Source organism: Blautia intestinihominis (genome assembly GCF_040096655.1).
Lineage (GTDB): Bacteria > Bacillota > Clostridia > Lachnospirales > Lachnospiraceae > Blautia_A > Blautia_A intestinihominis.
In genome coordinates this window covers 1-738 of sequence record NZ_JBBMEI010000199.1, presented here as the reverse complement: position 1 = coordinate 738, position 738 = coordinate 1, and the positions used below count along the sequence as shown (strand labels likewise).

Genomic DNA, 738 nt, shown 5'->3' with positions numbered 1-738 from the left:
GGATATTTTTGTTTGGTGCTGTCAGCTCTAAAAAACGTTATTTACCGACAGCTCCGTTTTCGACTATAAATCTTTGTGGTAAAATGTACCTGATAACTGAAGACGGAGAAGTAGAGAAAGAACTTGCGATTGCCTGTCGGGAAAAACAGAAGTAAAAAATGGCTGGCAGAAAGGATAGGGAAAATGTCTAAGATTAAAATCGCGGCAGTGCAGATGCCGACTGTTTCAAATAAAATGGAAAATGTCAGAAAGGTCAGAGAATATCTCGAAAAATTAAAAGACCAGAATCTGGATTTTGTGGTTCTTCCAGAAATGTTCTGCTGCCCTTATAAGACAGAAAATTTTCCGGCCTATGCGGAAGAAGAAGGCGGAGAAGTATGGAAGCAGCTTTCGGAATATGCAAAGCACTATGGTATTTATCTCGTAGGAGGTTCAATACCGGAAAAGGATGCCAAAGGCAGAGTATACAATACCACCTATGTGTTTGACCGCCAGGGAAAACAGATCGGCAAACACCGCAAAGCACATCTGTTTGATATCGATGTGACGGGAGGCCAGTACTTCCGGGAATCTGATACGTTGACCGCAGGAGACAGTGATACAGTTTTTGATACAGCGTTTGGAAAAATGGGAGTGATCATCTGCTTTGATATCCGTTTTCCGGAGATGGTTCGCATGACGGTGAATGATGGTGCAAAGGTTATTTTTGTCCCGGCGGCTTTCAATATGACAGATCGG

The 738-nt window shown here is 42.7% G+C and carries 1 protein-coding gene; it reads left to right on the top strand.

The window, feature by feature from the left end:
* Positions 1 to 183: 183 nt before the first annotated feature.
* A partial coding sequence (locus WMO75_RS19675) for a nitrilase-related carbon-nitrogen hydrolase (RefSeq protein ID WP_349078867.1) occupies positions 184 to 738 on the top strand: 555 nt, incomplete at its 3' end.